The sequence below is a fragment of the Oxalicibacterium flavum genome (assembly GCF_014635065.1).
Lineage (GTDB): Bacteria > Pseudomonadota > Gammaproteobacteria > Burkholderiales > Burkholderiaceae_D > Oxalicibacterium > Oxalicibacterium flavum.
In genome coordinates this window covers 485,372-499,518 of record NZ_BMCG01000001.1, presented here as the reverse complement: position 1 = coordinate 499,518, position 14,147 = coordinate 485,372, and the positions used below count along the sequence as shown (strand labels likewise).

Annotated in this window: 12 protein-coding genes and 1 tRNA gene; 5 read left to right on the top strand and 8 right to left on the bottom strand. The window is 63.2% G+C overall.

Annotated elements, in window-relative coordinates; all coding sequences use genetic code 11:
* Positions 1-31 precede the first annotated feature (31 nt).
* The 4 genes from IEV38_RS02335 (at position 32) to IEV38_RS02320 (ending at position 4,963) form a co-directional block, all read left to right on the top strand.
* Entirely contained in the window at positions 32-622 is a 591-nt protein-coding gene (locus IEV38_RS02335; protein WP_188394543.1) for a LemA family protein, read from the top strand.
* A 70-nt stretch (positions 623-692) separates the two neighbouring features.
* Entirely contained in the window at positions 693-2,675 is a 1,983-nt protein-coding gene (locus tag IEV38_RS02330) for a M48 family metallopeptidase (protein ID WP_188394542.1), read from the top strand.
* 165 nt (positions 2,676-2,840) lie between these two features.
* Positions 2,841-4,358, top strand: a complete 1,518-nt coding sequence (locus tag IEV38_RS02325; protein ID WP_188394541.1) for a BCCT family transporter — start codon at positions 2,841-2,843, stop codon at positions 4,356-4,358.
* An 80-nt stretch (positions 4,359-4,438) separates the two neighbouring features.
* The gene (locus IEV38_RS02320) at positions 4,439-4,963 is read left to right on the top strand and encodes a TlpA disulfide reductase family protein (protein ID WP_188394540.1); all 525 of its coding nucleotides are present in this window, start codon (positions 4,439-4,441) and stop codon (positions 4,961-4,963) included.
* Between the two features lie 8 nt (positions 4,964-4,971).
* On the opposite strand, the gene prmC is transcribed toward IEV38_RS02320, so the two are convergent.
* The 7 genes from prmC to IEV38_RS02285 form a co-directional block, all read right to left on the bottom strand.
* Positions 4,972-5,805: a peptide chain release factor N(5)-glutamine methyltransferase gene (prmC, locus tag IEV38_RS02315; protein WP_188394539.1), complete on the bottom strand. Its 834-nt coding sequence runs from the start codon at positions 5,803-5,805 to the stop codon at positions 4,972-4,974.
* A 10-nt stretch (positions 5,806-5,815) separates the two neighbouring features.
* Complete coding sequence (locus IEV38_RS02310; RefSeq protein WP_188394538.1) at positions 5,816-6,289, bottom strand: disulfide bond formation protein B; 474 nt, start codon at positions 6,287-6,289, stop codon at positions 5,816-5,818.
* A 64-nt stretch (positions 6,290-6,353) separates the two neighbouring features.
* Positions 6,354-7,436, bottom strand: coding sequence for a peptide chain release factor 1 (gene prfA / locus IEV38_RS02305; protein WP_188394792.1), 1,083 nt, complete (start codon positions 7,434-7,436; stop codon positions 6,354-6,356).
* Positions 7,437-7,525: 89 nt separating this feature from the next.
* Positions 7,526-8,815: a glutamyl-tRNA reductase gene (gene hemA / locus IEV38_RS02300; RefSeq protein ID WP_188394537.1), complete on the bottom strand. Its 1,290-nt coding sequence runs from the start codon at positions 8,813-8,815 to the stop codon at positions 7,526-7,528.
* A 75-nt stretch (positions 8,816-8,890) separates the two neighbouring features.
* Complete coding sequence (locus tag IEV38_RS02295; RefSeq protein WP_188394536.1) at positions 8,891-11,242, bottom strand: CHASE2 domain-containing protein; 2,352 nt, start codon at positions 11,240-11,242, stop codon at positions 8,891-8,893.
* A 12-nt stretch (positions 11,243-11,254) separates the two neighbouring features.
* Positions 11,255-12,664 carry a FecR domain-containing protein gene (locus tag IEV38_RS02290; RefSeq protein ID WP_188394535.1) on the bottom strand — a complete coding sequence of 470 codons (1,410 nt, stop codon included), beginning with the start codon at positions 12,662-12,664 and terminating at the stop codon, positions 11,255-11,257.
* Between the two features lie 29 nt (positions 12,665-12,693).
* Complete coding sequence (locus IEV38_RS02285; RefSeq protein WP_188394534.1) at positions 12,694-13,383, bottom strand: response regulator transcription factor; 690 nt, start codon at positions 13,381-13,383, stop codon at positions 12,694-12,696.
* Positions 13,384-13,688: 305 nt separating this feature from the next.
* On the opposite strand from IEV38_RS02285, the gene IEV38_RS02280 reads away from it, so the two are divergent.
* Positions 13,689-13,877, top strand: a complete 189-nt coding sequence (locus IEV38_RS02280; protein WP_188394533.1) for a hypothetical protein — start codon at positions 13,689-13,691, stop codon at positions 13,875-13,877.
* A 170-nt stretch (positions 13,878-14,047) separates the two neighbouring features.
* Here IEV38_RS02280 and IEV38_RS02275 read toward each other — a convergent pair.
* Positions 14,048-14,123 (bottom strand) — tRNA-Phe (locus IEV38_RS02275).
* Positions 14,124-14,147 lie beyond the last annotated feature (24 nt).

Below are 14,147 nucleotides of genomic sequence, written 5' to 3'. Positions count from 1 at the left end.
AGTCGGGCAGCTTTTTTATTGGGGAGAAGAGATGATTGCAGTGCTTGCTGTCCTGGCCATCGTTGCACTGGTGGTGTTCTGGGCCATCGGTATATACAACCGCATCGTGGCCCTGCGCAATCATTTTCGCAACGCGTTCGCACAGATCGACGTGCAGCTCAAGCGCCGGCATGACCTGATTCCGAATCTGGTGGAGACGGCCCGCGCCTACATGGCGCATGAACGCGAGACGCTGGAAGCCGTGGTCGCCGCGCGCAATCAGGCGGCAGCGGCGGTCGGCAAGGTGGCCGGCAATCCGACCGATGCAGCGGCGGTGCGCCAGGTGGCGGCCGCCGAAGGCGCGCTGGGCGCGACGCTGGGCCGGCTGTTCGCACTGTCCGAATCGTATCCGGAACTGCAGGCCAACCAGACCATGATGCAGTTGAGCGAGGAACTGACCAGTACCGAGAATCGCATCGCCTTCGCCCGACAGGGGTACAACGACAGCGTCATGAGTTACAACACGGCGATCGAGCAGTTTCCGGGTTCGCTGATCGCAGGCACCTTCGGTTTCCGACCGGCGGAACTGCTGGAGGCGACCGAGTCGGCGCAAGAGCGCAAGGCGGTCAAGGTGTCGTTCTGAAGGAACGCAGCATGGCATTTCCCGTGCGCGAGGATACAGCGGTGCGCACGGCAATCTTCTTTTCCACTTCATGAAGTTCTTCGAGCAGCAGGACAGGGCGCGGCGCCAGACGAAAAAACTGGTCGCGCTGTTCATCCTTGCCGTTGCAGCCATCGTCGTTGCCGTCAATGTGACCATGGCATTGCTGTGGAGCTGGCTGCAGGGACATGCGCAGGCCATACAGGGTTATCCGCAATACTTTTTCCTGACCAATACGCTGGCGACGCTCATGCTGATCCTGGGCGGCATGCTGGTCGAATTCTTCAATCTGCGCGAGGGTGGCGACGCGGTGGCGCGCATGGCGGGCGGGCGACTGCTCGCCACCGACACGCATGATGCGCAGGAACGTCGCCTGATCAACGTGGTCGAGGAAATGGCGCTGGCATCGGGCATTGCCTGTCCGCGTATCTATGTGCTCGACCGCGAACCGTCGATCAATGCCTTTGCCGCCGGCCACAGTCTCAATGAGGCGGTGATCGCGGTGACGCGCGGCACGCTCGAGCGCCTGTCGCGCGACGAACTGCAAGGCGTGGTGGCGCACGAGTTCAGTCATATCCTGAACGGCGACATGCGTCTTAACCTGCAGCTGATCGGCGTGCTGTTCGGCATCCAGATGGTGGCCGGTTTCGGACAGCAGATGATGGGAATCAGCACGCGCTCCTCGCTGCTGGGCGCGCCACGCCGGCGCGACGGCAATGACGGCATGCCGTTTCATCTGTTCGTGGTGGCGGCTGGCGGCGTTCTGTTCGTGGTCGGATATATCGGTCTTTTCTTCGCGCGCCTGATCAAGGCGGCAGTGTCGCGTCAGCGCGAGTTCCTGGCCGATGCCAGCGCGGTGCAGTTCACGCGCAATCCGGACGGGATCGGCAATGCCCTGCGCAAGATCGGCGGGCTGGTGCACAACGGCGGCGAAGAAGCGCGCATCGCGCACGGCAATGCCGAGCATCTCTCGCATCTTTTTCTGAATGCGATCAAACCGGGATTGCTCGAAGGTCTGTTCGCGACGCACCCGCCATTGCAGGAACGTCTGCATCGCATTTACGGTCGCAACAGGACCTGGCTGGAAGCGCCGGCAGCCGAATCGCGGGCGGCGACCGCCGCACCGGCACGGCACCTGCCGGAACTGTCCTTTACCGCCAGCGACGTCGATGATGTCGAAGTGCAGGCTGCGAGGAGCGAGGCGGCGAGCGACATCGCGGCCGCGGCGGCGCAGGCCTATGGCGATGGTCCCTTGCGGCAGATTCGCCTGGCTCCGGACATCGATCGGGCAGCGCACGATCCGCACGCCGCCGTCGCGCTGGTGCTGGCCCTGTTCATGGAAAGCGGCACCATGCAAGCGGAGGCACAACGCGATTTTCTGCAGCGTCATCTGCCGCAGCAGAGCGAAGCCATCCTGTCGATGGCGGTCGCGATCCGCGCATTGCCGCACAATGCCCGTCTGCCCTTGCTGGAGCTGTCGATTCCCGCATTGCGGCGGCTGCCGGTCGGCGCGCACATGGCGATGCTCGATCATGTGGAACGGCTGGTTGCGGAAGACCGGCGCGTGACGCTGCAGGAATTCATTTTGCAGATCGTGCTGCTGCGCAGACTTGACGCGCGCGCCCAGCGCGCGGCGCCGATCCGTTTCCACTCCCTGTCCGACGTGCGGCATGACTGCATGGGCCTGTTTTCGCTGGCGGCGCATGTGGTGGCGCCGCTCGAGAAGCAGCCGCCGTCCGCGGTGTTTTCCCGCATCATCGGCGCCTGTCCGCAATTGGCGCTGGAACCCGGCGACCTGCTGCCGCCGGTCGCCTTGCGCCGCACCCGGATCACGGCCATGCTCGAGCGCGTCGATCAACTGGCGCCGCTGCTCAAGCCGGCGCTGATCAAGGGGCTGCTGGCGGCAGCCGAACCCGGAAAGCCGCTGCAGCTGGTGATGGCGGACCTGCTGCGCGCGATATGCGTGGCCATGGATGTGCCGATGCCGGCGGCGGTGGCCTCCGTCTATATCGCATCCGGCTGGCCGGAAGACTGAAGGTCGTTCGATCGCCGCTTGGCAACCGCGGCCCGGTCATGCGTCCAACAGGCGTACAATGTCACTTCTTCATTCACGAGCCGCCAGGCTCATCGGTCTGTTGACCGGTTGTCGCATCATCCGCAAGTCCGCTTTGTGCTGCTTGTCTGTTTTCAGGAGAAAGATATGCAGTTGCTCTTTCCGGCCTGCCTGATATCCGCTGTCGTGTTGTGGGGCGTCTTGTCGCCAGCCACGCTTGGTTCCATATCCCATCTCGCCATGGCGGCGATCACGAGGAATTTCGGCTGGCTCTATCTGTGGGTCGTGCTGGGATTGGTATTGTTTTCGGTGTTCCTCGCATTGAGCCGCTATGGCAACCTCAAGCTCGGCAAGGAAGACGAAGAGCCCGCTTTCTCGCTGCCATCGTGGTTCGCCATGCTGTTTGCGGCCGGCATGGGCATCGGCCTCGTATTCTGGGGCGTGTCGGAGCCGCTCTCGCACTACGCCAAGCCGTCGCCGGGCATTCTTCCGCTGACGCCGGAGGCAGCAGGCGCCGCCATGCGCTACAGCTTCTTTCACTGGGGCGTGCATCCATGGGCAGTCTATAGCATCGTCGCACTCGCGATCGCCTTCTTTCTCTATCGCCGCGACGGCGTCTCGCTGGTCAGCGAATCCACCGGCGCCTTGCCGTGGCGGCCGATCCAGCGCATGTCCGGCATCTTCAACGGCCTGGCCGTGATCGCGACCGCCTTCGGTGTGGCGGCCTCGCTCGGCATGGGCGCGTTGCAGATCAATGGCGGGCTGTCGGTAGTGTTCGGCGTGCCGGTTTCGGTGCCGGCGCAGATCGTCATCATCGTCGTCACGGCCGCGATCTTCATCGTCTCCGCGATCAGCGGCGTCGAGCGCGGCATCAAATGGCTGTCGTCGGCCAATATGCTGCTGGCCGCCTTCCTGACCCTGATGGTGTTCGTGCTCGGTCCCACGGTGACCATCATCGATACGCTGACCAGCACGCTCGGCAACTACCTGACCGAATTCGTCCGGATGAGCCTGCGCATGACGCCGTTCCGCGACAGCGAATGGGTCGGCGAGTGGACCGTGTTCTACTGGGCCTGGTGGATTTCGTGGTCGCCGTTCGTCGGCCTGTTCATCGCGCGCGTCTCGCGCGGACGCACCATCCGCGAGTTCGTGATCGGCACCGTCATCGCGCCATCGCTGGCCGCCTTCGTCTGGTTCTCGGTGTTCGGCGGTACCGCCTTGCATATGGAAATCTGGCAGAGCCTGCCGATGGCGCAGGCGGTGCAGGAGAATCTGTCGACGGCATTGTTCACCATGCTCGGGCAGATGCCGCTGGGCCTGATCATGTCCGTCATCGCCACCGTGCTGGTGCTGGTGTTCTTCGTCACCTCGGGCGATTCGGCGATCCTGGTGCTCGGCATGATGAGCACCGGCGGTCAGGCGGATCCGTCGTCGCGCATCAAGATCATATGGGGCGTGCTGGTGGCGGGCATTGCCATCAGTCTGCTGCTGGCAGGCGGGCTCGATGCGTTGCAGACGGCAACCATCGTGTTTGCATTGCCGTTTGCGCTGGTGGTGGTGCTGATGGCGATTTCGCTATGGCGCGCGATCCGCGACGACTGGAAGGAAGAGCAGCGCATCGAACGCGAAATGCGCCGTCGCATGCGGGACCTGATGTCGAAATGAATGGTGCAGCCGGCCTGTCCGTTGCAGGCGGGCTGACTATAATGGAGCGTCCTCATCCACTGTTGCGGTGACTGTCCATCATGCAAGAAACTTCTGCCGTCTCTTCCCGTCGTCGCGGTCTGACGATACTCGCATTGGTGGCGATCGTGCTCATCGCCGCGGTCGGCTATTTTTCGCTGACGAAGAAGGAGACGATTCCGGACGTCACCTTCATCGATCTGCAGGGGCAGCGGATCACCACGCAGGATTTGCGCGGCAAGGTGACGATCCTGAACTTCTGGGCCACTTCCTGCACGACCTGCGTCAAGGAGATGCCGGAACTGGTGGACACCTACGAAAAATACAAGGGCAAGGGGCTGGAGCTGATTGCAGTGGCGATGGCCTACGATCCGCCCAATTACGTGCTCAACTTCGTCGAGACGCGCAAGCTGCCGTTCACGGTCTCGCTCGACAGCCGTGGCGAACTGGCGCGCGCCTTCGGCGACATCAAGCTGACGCCGACCACGCTGGTGATCGACAAGCAGGGACAGGTCATCAAGCGCTATGTCGGCGAACCGGACTTCGACACGCTGCATCGCCTGCTGGATACGGCATTGGCAGGCTGACGCGTTGCTCAACGCGACGCGAGGCGGCCGCCGCTGACGCGCTCGATGCCGGCCAGATCGCGCCAGCTTTCGATTGCTTCGAATCCACTCTGCGCAAGCAGGGCGCGCACGGCACTCGCCTGATCGTATCCGTGTTCCATCAACAGCCAGCCGCCCGCTGAAAGATGCGCGGGTGTTTGCTGGCAAAGAATGCGTAGCGCCGACAGGCCATCGCCGTGATCGGTCAACGCGTTAACCGGCTCGAAGCGCAGATCGCCTTCTGCCAGATGGCGGTCGCCGGCGACAATGTAGGGCGGGTTGGAAACGATGAGATCGAAGACGGCATCGTCTTCCAGCGCCGCAAACCAGTCGCTCTGCAGAAAATGGACGGTCGTGCCATTTCGTTGCGCATTGCCGCGTGCCGTTGCCAGTGCGGCGGGACTGACATCCAGCGCATGGACCACGGCGTCAGGCCGTGTGTGTGCAATGGCCACTGCGATGGCGCCGGAGCCGGTGCCCATGTCGAGCAGCCGGCCGGCTGCAGGCAGACGATCGAGTGCCAGTTCGACCAGCAGTTCGGTCTCCGGGCGTGGAATCAATACCGAGGGATCGACCTTGAACGACAGGCCGAAGAATTCGCGTTCGCCGAGCAGGTAGGCGACCGGTTCGCCGGCGAGCCGGCGCGTGACGAGCCGAGACAGCGCATGGGCTTCCGCTTCGGTCAGCGTACGGTGCGACTGCGTGATGAGCTGCACGCGTGTCAGTGCCAGCGTCCGTTCGAGGAACAGGCGCATTTCCAGCGGCGGCAGCAAGGCCATGCGCAACACCTCTTCCAGCGTGAGGCCGGCCTCGATCGGATTCATGCGTCCGCTTTCAGCGACGTGCGAGCGCAATGCGGATCATGACCACGCCGAGCACGGCGAACCACAGCAGCGACCATTGCGGGATCGACAGGCCGAGTATCGGCGCGTAGTCGGTACTGCACAGGCCATCGGCCTTGAACAGGAAGGGCAGCCAGTCGGCGGTCGGAAAGGTATTCAGGGAAGTTTCAAGCGGATCGATGCCGCACGATACGTCGGGATTGGACTTGACGTGAATGTGCCAGCCCGCCACGCCGGCGCCGGCGATCGCCGTCAGCGCGCCGATGCCGGCGACGATGCGCTCACCCGTCGGCGGCAGCGCGGCCGCACCCAGACTCAGCACGGCGATGGCGGCGAACAGGTAACGCTGGATCACGCACAGCGGGCATGGCTGCATGCCTTCGATGTGCTGCAGATAAAGGGCAAAGGCAAGCAGGGCGATGGCAATCAGGCCGATCGCGATCAACTGGGACTTGGTTGTTTTCATTGGACGGTCCGTAAGGGAATGCCGAAGTAGAGTGGGTTGGTGTGCATTTGGTTTCAGTGCCGGCTCAACTGGCGTCGGCCAGCGATGCCAGCAATTCTGCCTGATGTTCGGTCGTCAGTGCGGTGGTCAGTTCGTTGAGGTCGCCGTCCATGATGAAGTCGAGCTTGTACAGCGTCAGGTTGATGCGGTGGTCGGTCATGCGGCCCTGCGGAAAATTGTAGGTGCGGATGCGCTCGCTGCGGTCGCCCGAGCCGATCAGCGACTTGCGCGTGGCGGCTTCCTGCGACTGCTGTTCGCGCAGCTGCACGTCCTTGATGCGTGCGGCCAGCACCTTCATTGCCTGAGCCTTGTTCTTGTGCTGACTGCGGTCGTCCTGGCATTCGACCACGATGCCGCTCGGAATGTGCGTGATGCGCACCGCCGAATCGGTCTTGTTGATGTGCTGGCCGCCGGCGCCCGAGGCGCGGAAGGTGTCGATGCGCAGGTCGGCCGGGTTGATGTCGATATCCTCCACCTCGTCGGCTTCCGGCATCACGGCCACGGTGCAGGCCGAGGTGTGGATGCGGCCCTGGGTTTCGGTGGCCGGCACGCGTTGCACGCGGTGACCGCCCGACTCGAACTTGAGACGCGAGTAAGCGCCATGCCCGACAATGCGCGCGATCACCTCGCGATAGCCGCCGAGTTCCGATTCCGATGCCGAGACGATCTCGACCTGCCAGCGGTTGCGTTCGGCGTAGCGCGTGTACATGCGCAGCAGGTCGCCGGCGAACAGCGCCGATTCGTCGCCGCCGGTGCCGGCGCGGATTTCGAGAAAGATATTGCGTTCGTCGTTGGGGTCCTTGGGCAGCAGCATCTTCTGCAGGTCGAGTTCGAGCTGTTCCATGCGGGCGCGCGCGGCTTCGATCTCTTCCTGTGCGAATTCCTTCATGTCGGGATCGGACAGCATGTCCTGCGCGGCTTCGATATCCGTGTTCGCCTGCATGTAGTCGCGATAGAGCGCGACCAGCGGTCCGAGCTCGGCATGCTCGCGCGTCATCTTGCGGTAGTGGTTGATGTCGGCCGTGGCGTTTTCCTGCATCAGCAGGGCGTCCAGCTCGGCAAGGCGCTCCGTCAATTGATCGAGCTTGGCAAGCATCGATGGTTTCATCATGGGAATCGGTCCTGAATGTGGAAGAGGTAAGGCAGCCGCGGCGGACGCGGCACTGCCTGCAAGGCAGGCGAAGGCGTGCAGCGTCGCTAGCGCTTGGTGCGGAACAGTTGCGGCAGCAGGGCTGCGAGGCGCGCGCGTTCGTCGCCCTGGGCGTTGTTGAGCGCCTGCTGCGGACCGTGCAGGAACTTGGCGGTCAGTCCCTTGGAGAGCGCTTCGAGCACGGTGTCGATGTCTTCGCCCCGGGCCAGCAGGCGGCGTGCGCGTTCGAGTTCGGCGGTGCGCATGGCTTCGCCGGATTCCTGCAGGTCCTGGATCAGCGGTACCACGGCGCGTGCATCGACCCAGTGCATGAAGGATTGCACGCGGTGTTCGATGATGGCCTCGGCCTGCGCGACGGCGGCCTGCCGATGTTCGACGCCCGACTGCACGAAGGCGCCGAGATCGTCGACGGTGTAAAGGAAGACGTCGTTCAGGCGGCCGACTTCGGCTTCGATGTCGCGCGGCACGGCCAGATCGACCATGAACATCGGCTTGTGGCGGCGCGCCTTGATCGCGCGCTCGACCATGCCGAGTCCGATGATGGGCAGCGACGAGGCGGTCGAGGAAATGACGATGTCGTAGCGCGCAAGCTGATCGGGCAGGTCGGCCAGACGGATCGCGGTGCCGCTGAGCCGGTGCGCGAGCGATTCGCCGCGCTCCAGCGTGCGATTGGCGATGGTCAGCGACTTGACGTTCTGCGCGGAGAAGTGGGTCGCGCACAGTTCGATCATCTCGCCGGCGCCGATGAACAGCACATGCTGTTCGGCCAGCGTATCGAAGATGCGTTCCGACAGCCGCACCGCGGCGGCGGCCATCGAGACACTGTGCGCGCCGATCTCGGTGGTGCTGCGTACTTCCTTGGCCACCGCGAAGGTGCGCTGGAACATCTGGTGCAGATAGGTGCCGAGGCCGCCGGCGGCTTCCGCCTGCCGCACTGCATCCTTCATCTGCCCGAGAATCTGCGGTTCGCCGAGCACCATCGAATCGAGTCCGGAAGCGACGCGGAAGGCATGACGCACCGCGTTTTCCTGCGGCAGCGCATACAGATAGGGACGCAGATCGGTATAGGGCAGCTTGTGGTAGTCGGCGAGGAAGTGCGCGGTCAGGTCGATCGCTTCGTTGACGCCGCCCGGCAGATGGCTGGCGGCATAGAGTTCGGTGCGGTTGCAGGTTGAGAGGATCGCCGCTTCGTCGCTATAGACCTTGGGAGCGCGATTGCCGTACCACGACCGTGCCGAAGCGACCGCCTGACCGATCTGGTCAGCCGGGAACGCGACCTTCTCGCGCAGGGAGACGGGCGCGGTGGTGTGGTTGATGCCGACGGCGACGAGTTGCATGAATGGCACGCATCGTGGAATAACGTTCCTATTATAGCCTGCCGCCCCCTATGAGGAGGCGGTGCGGCGTGGCTCTCAGGCAACTGTGCAGCACGCAAGCGTGAGCGTGAACGTGGTTCCTTCGCCTGGCGCGCTGACAAAACTGATGTCGCCGTGATGGCGTTCGATGACGGTCTTCACGAACACCAGTCCGAGACCGACGCCATCATGTCGCGCATGATCGGACGATTCCATATGCTGGAAGCGCTGGAACAGGCGTGCCTGGTCCTCGAGCGCGATGCCGTAGCCCTGATCGCGAATGCTGCAGCTCACCAGCGTCTCGCGGCGCCGGATGGTGCAACGGATGGTGGTGTGTTCGGGACTGTAGTTGATGGCATTGGACAGCAGATTGGTCAGGGCGCGTGTCATCAGCGTGCGATCGACGCTGACCGCGCAATCGTCTTCGGCGTTGTCCACCTGCACCGTGATGTGCTTGCTCTTGGCCAGCGACCAGATCTCGTCGGCGGCGTCGAACAGCAGATCGTGGAAGTCGATCTCTTCCAGGCGGTACTCGTCCGATTCGGCGCGCGCCAGCTGCACGAAGTTGTCGGCCAGGCCCAAGGTGCGGCGCGAGGCCTTCTCGATGCGCGCAAACAGTTCTTCCAGCGGCAAGGCCGAGCCCGCCTCGTTCTGCAGTTCGAGCAGCGCCAGGATGGAAGCCTGCGGACCGCGCATGTCGTGCGACAGGAAGCGCAGGGTTTCGTCGCGGCTGCGTTCGGCGGCGCGAATCGTCGAAATGTCGATCAGACTCACGATCCAGCCCATCAATTGGTGGCCCGACGAGTGGCTAGGCGCGCTTTTCACCAGCAGATCGCGACCATGCGCATCCTGCGTGGAAATGCCATCGGCATAGCCGGCGGCGTATCGCAGATCGAACAGCTCCGACCACTTGAAGGATTGGCCCGTGCCCTGATTGAGCGGTTTGGGATGATGCAAATGGTCGAGTATCTGGAAAATGCTGAGACTGGCGGTCTGGTGCAGGCCAAGCGAGCGGCAGTAGTCGGCTGCATGGCGATTTGCCAGCACGATGCGGCCATCGATGGTGGTTACCAGCGTGGCGTCGGGCAGGCTGTCCAGGCTGTCGGAAACGAACTGTCGCAGGTCTCGCACGCGGTGCGCGGCTTTTTCCATGGCCGAGATGCGCTGCGTGAGAACGTCTGCCACCTCGCGGGACGCGGGCGCGGTCGACTCCGGCAGCAGATGCGGTTCGCTGTCGAGGCGGATGAACTCCTGGCCGAGATAGGTGATGGCCGCCTCCAGGCGCCGCCAGCTCCACAAGGGATAGGACAGCAGCAGCACCAGCACCGCCGCCGATGGCGGCAGCCATAATCCCATGCGCAGGGCGATATAGCTGGCCAGCAGCGTGACCAGTACCAGACCGCCGGTTCCCAGCAAGGACAGGCGCGGCGAGAGCAGCAGGCAGCCGAGCAGCACCATGAAGACCGGCGCGACGTTGAAGAGCGCGGTTTGCCATGGCGCCGCGATGCCGATGTGATGTTCTTCCAGCAGGCTGGACAGCACATTGGCATGAATCTCGATGCCGGGCATGGCTCCCGCCGATCCGGATACCGGCGTCGGATACGCGTCGGCCATGCCGAGCGCGGTGGCGCCGATCAGCACGTACTTGCCATGGAAGAAGCTGTCCGCTACTTCGCCGCGCAGGACCGAGACATAGGGAATGGTCGGAAAGCGGCCGACACCGCGATCGAACGGAATGAACATGCGGTCGGTGCGTACCCAGTCGTCGTCGGCATCGATCGTCCTTGCGGCGCTGCGCGGCATGTCGCCGGTACCTGCGGTTCCGACCGTGCGCAGAGCCAGTGCGAACTGCGGCCAGCGCCGGTCCTGTTGGCCCTCATGCAGAAAGACGCTGCGCACCACGCCGTCACTGTCATGCGCGAGATCGATATGGCCAAGCGCACGCGCCGCCTGCGCCAGTTCGGCGATCGGCAGGCCGGCCGTCACGCCCATGCCCGCGCTGGTCATGACCACGGGCAGCACGCTCGGCGTACGCTGCAGTGCTGCACGCATCCTTTCGTCGCCTTGCCGGCCATCCGCATCGGGCGCGGCCTCGGACAGAATGACGTCGAGACCGATCGCGCGCGGCGCGGCATCGCCCACCCGTTCGATTACCTGCGCATGATGTTTGCGCGGCCACGGCCAGCGGCCGAGCTGGGCGATGCTGTAGTCGTCGATGGCGACGATGACGATGTCATCGCGTACCGGTTTGCTGTGAGAGGAAAGGAACAGGTCGTAAAGCGATTGGTCGAGGCGCCCCAGGCCGTTCTGCCACCCCAGTACCATGGTCAGGCCGAGCAGGCCGACGAACAGCGCCAGCCATTCGCGCAGAGCCAGACGCGCAAAGGGAGAAAGCCAGCGGTTCGCCATCGCGCCGGACGATCAGCGTTCGCTGCGGGAAGAGGACAGATTCGGCCTCAACGGCTGGCCGTCGTTGATGATCCACTGGTCGGTCACGATCAGGGTCTGCGCGAAAGAGTAGGCGCTGCTGCTGCCGTCGGCCTCGACGTGCTGCACGCGCGCGAAATACGTGCCAAAGGCCGGGCGCGGGAAGCGTGCTTCGGTGCCGGTCACGTTGGTGCTGTAGGTCAGCCAGCTGAAGTCGCTGTCGCGGGCAACCTGCACATTGTATTTGCCGTCGGGAGAGCCGGGCCAGCGCAGCACCAGTTCTTGGGGATCGCTGCTCGCCACGAACGGGGCGGGCTGGGCCGGCTGGCTCGTTGGCGGCACGCGTCGATCGCGGATGGTGACGGCCACGGTACGCGGCATGCCTTCCAGCCCGTTGGTATCGATGGCGGACAGGCGCGCAAAGTAGCTGCCTTCCTGAATGTTGTCGAGCACGATGTCGTGCGCCGGGCCGCTGGCCTCGGCAATCATGTTCAGCATGTCGGCATCGCTGGCCAGTTGCACGTGGTAGCTGTCGGCGCTCTTCAGCGGCGCCAGCGCAAAGTGCGCGCGGTCCTGCAAGCGCCATGGCATGCCCGCCAGTTGCGGTGGCGGCAGCAGGTCGGTGATCGGGCCCAGTGCGGTGCGACCGGTGAAATTCCCCTTGGCGCGTTCCAGCAGCTTGCCGTCGGCCTCGCGCGGCAGGGCTGCCAGCACGCGACCATCGAGCACTTCGGTCGCGGCTTCGCCATCGACCAGCCGCACGCGGAATTCGGTGCCGCGCACGCCGGCCACGGATACCGGTGTGCGCACCTTGTAGCTGCCCTTGTTGGCTTGCAGCGGCGAGACGCGGGACACCACGCTGCCTTGCTGCAAGGCGATCTCCACGCGCGGGCTGGCGGTATAGAGCGTCCTGCGCAACAGGGCGACCTGCGCCTGGCTGTTGGATGGAATGGAGATGCGCGACTGGTCCGGCAAGGCCACGGTCAAAAAGCTGTTGGCGCCGGTATTGAGGACCATGCCTTCGACGATGCGGCTGCCGACATTCAGCGTGCTGGTGCTGCCGTCGGGATAGGTGGCGACGATGGTGCCGTTGCGGGCGATGACCTTGCCTTCGTCCGGTTCGTCCAGCAGCAGGTCGGCCGGGATCATAATCGGGGTGCCGATCGGGATGCCCTTGTCGCGTGCGATGCGATTGAGCGAACCGAGAATGGTCCAGTTGGCGCTGCGGGTGGTGTAAGTGCTGGCGATGGAAATGAGAGTATCGCCGGCCTTGGCGTGATAGATGATGCCTGACGGGGTGACGGCGATGCTGCCGGGCGGTTGCGCGGCAGCATGGTTCCACAGCAGGACGGCGGTCACGAGGAACACCGTGAAGAAACGCAATTTTTCAAGGGTGATGCGCATGCTTCTCTCTCCGCGCAGCCCGGGCGCAATCAAGCGGTTATCTGCTCCAGGCGGTAGCCGTAGCTATAGACCGGAGCCAAACGAAATCCATGCTCAGGCCGCAATTGTAACTTGCTCCTCACGCGCGAGACATGGGTATCCATGGTCCGCGACGGAATCTCCACATCGCGTGCCCATACCGCTTCGAGGATGTAGGCGCGCGACAGCGGCCGTCCGAGATTGCGGAAGAACAGCAGGGCGAGATCGAATTCCTTCTGCGTGACTTCGATCGGCGTGCCCGATACGGTCAGGCGGCCGGTGCGCGTTTCGAACACGAAATTGCCGAACTGGATCTGCTCGACCGGATTCTGGCTCGGATAGGCGCGCCGCAGCAAGGCCTGCACGCGCGCCAGCAATTCGCCGCGACGGATCGGCTTGATCATGTAATCGTCGGCGCCGGCGGCGAGGCCGGCAACGATGTCATCTTCGCCGGAACGGCTGGTCATGAACAGTACCGGAAGATTGGGCGCCAGCTTCTCGCGCGCCCAGGCCAGCACATCGGCGCCGCTCAGGTCAGGCACCTGCCAGTCGATGATGAGCATGTCGAAACTTTCACGACGCAGTTGATTGAGCATGTCGCGGCCGCGCTGGAAAGGATGGCACGCATGACCGGCAGCGCCGAGCACCTGGCACACCAGATCCGTCTGGCTGCGGTCATCGTCGAGTACGGCAATTCGCATAATGTTGAATGGCGCCGAAATGGCGCGGGGCAAGTTGTGGATTGAATCTGGTACCTAATTTAACAAAACTATTTTTATGTACATGCCATTTCCGGTCGATGTGACAATATTTCACAAAATTAAGGGGAAAATGTCACAGTTTTCACATCTGTTGCGGTCATTTTGATGTCTTTTCCTACAGACATCGAGCGCCGCACCTGTTTTTTTGAATGTTAAGAAATTGTGAAAATTTGGTTGATTATCGTCAAAGCTTTTCTATACTGAAATCGCAGTACCCATGCAGTCAGACCAACAGGAGGTAAATCATGAATACGCATATTTTTGATTCCTGGCATCTGCCGCATATGTCCCATGGGCTTGATATTCGCGACAAGGAAGATTTGAAAGCCATCGCGATGTTCAGCACCGGCGTTCTGCTCGGCACGCTGCTGTTCGTGGCGTTTCTCAATGCCGTGTTCGACTGGGGCATTCCGCTCCTGCCCGCTATCGGGTAAGTCGCGGCGGGGTGATCGCCAAGATCGCGCCCGCCATCATCCATCGTCCGCCTGCATCGGCTGCCACAGCCGCCTGTCGGCGGATTTTTTTTGGGTGCGCGATAGTTCATGCCGCGAACGACCAAAACAAAAACGCCCGCTGCATGATGCAGGCGGGCGTTTGATGTTCTTGGTGGCCCGGGGCGGAATCGAACCACCGACACAAGGATTTTCAATCCTCTGCTCTACCGACTGAGCTACCAGGCCAAGGCGGGCAAGTATAGCAAACCT

Bases quoted from the DNA above. Each gene is read 5' to 3' on its own strand.
- IEV38_RS02335 (WP_188394543.1), top strand. From the start codon at position 32: ATGATTGCAGTGCTTGCTGTCCTGGCCATCGTTGCACTGGTGGTGTTC.
- IEV38_RS02330 (WP_188394542.1), top strand. From the start codon at position 693: ATGAAGTTCTTCGAGCAGCAGGACAGGGCGCGGCGCCAGACGAAAAAA.
- IEV38_RS02325 (WP_188394541.1), top strand. From the start codon at position 2,841: ATGCAGTTGCTCTTTCCGGCCTGCCTGATATCCGCTGTCGTGTTGTGG.
- IEV38_RS02320 (WP_188394540.1), top strand. From the start codon at position 4,439: ATGCAAGAAACTTCTGCCGTCTCTTCCCGTCGTCGCGGTCTGACGATA.
- prmC (WP_188394539.1), bottom strand. From the start codon at position 5,805: ATGAATCCGATCGAGGCCGGCCTCACGCTGGAAGAGGTGTTGCGCATG.
- IEV38_RS02310 (WP_188394538.1), bottom strand. From the start codon at position 6,289: ATGAAAACAACCAAGTCCCAGTTGATCGCGATCGGCCTGATTGCCATC.
- prfA (WP_188394792.1), bottom strand. From the start codon at position 7,436: ATGAAACCATCGATGCTTGCCAAGCTCGATCAATTGACGGAGCGCCTT.
- hemA (WP_188394537.1), bottom strand. From the start codon at position 8,815: ATGCAACTCGTCGCCGTCGGCATCAACCACACCACCGCGCCCGTCTCC.
- IEV38_RS02295 (WP_188394536.1), bottom strand. From the start codon at position 11,242: ATGGCGAACCGCTGGCTTTCTCCCTTTGCGCGTCTGGCTCTGCGCGAA.
- IEV38_RS02290 (WP_188394535.1), bottom strand. From the start codon at position 12,664: ATGCGCATCACCCTTGAAAAATTGCGTTTCTTCACGGTGTTCCTCGTG.
- IEV38_RS02285 (WP_188394534.1), bottom strand. From the start codon at position 13,383: ATGCGAATTGCCGTACTCGACGATGACCGCAGCCAGACGGATCTGGTG.
- IEV38_RS02280 (WP_188394533.1), top strand. From the start codon at position 13,689: ATGAATACGCATATTTTTGATTCCTGGCATCTGCCGCATATGTCCCAT.